This is a genomic window from Enterobacter cloacae complex sp. S3, from assembly GCF_014930495.1.
Classification (GTDB): domain Bacteria; phylum Pseudomonadota; class Gammaproteobacteria; order Enterobacterales; family Enterobacteriaceae; genus Enterobacter; species Enterobacter asburiae_B.
This window is the reverse complement of the sequence record NZ_JADBRD010000118.1, coordinates 1-371: the sequence shown is the minus strand read 5'-3', so window position 1 is coordinate 371 and position 371 is coordinate 1. Positions and strand designations below refer to the sequence as shown.

General features: G+C 59.6%; 1 protein-coding gene. It reads right to left on the bottom strand.

Annotated elements, in window-relative coordinates:
* Window positions 1-273 (bottom strand): LysR family transcriptional regulator (locus IM317_RS23760; RefSeq protein ID WP_193362556.1); only part of this gene is annotated, 273 nt, incomplete at its 3' end.
* Window positions 274-371: the final 98 nt, after the last annotated feature.

Genomic DNA, 371 nt, shown 5'->3' with positions numbered 1-371 from the left:
CTGCAGGGTTTCATCATTGAGCGCCAGCAGGCGTCTGGCGTAGCTCATCAGCTTTTCGCCTTCCGCGGTGAGCACCAGATGGCGCCCCTGTTTGGTCACCAGCGCCGCACCGCACTGACTCTCCAGCTTTTTAAGCTGGGCGCTGACCGCGGAGGTGGAACGCGACAGGCGCAGCGCTGCCTGGGCGAAACTGCCGCACTCCATGCCGGTCACAAAGCTGCGCAGGGCGTCGAGATCCAGCCCTGGTAAGCGTTTCTCCATCATTATCCCCATTTTCAGGACGTTTATCCTGAACGTTGTTATTTTCGGGATAGTACTGTGGCATCGCGAGAGGCAGGGGTCAACGGGCCTTGCGAAGAGAGCATTAGCGG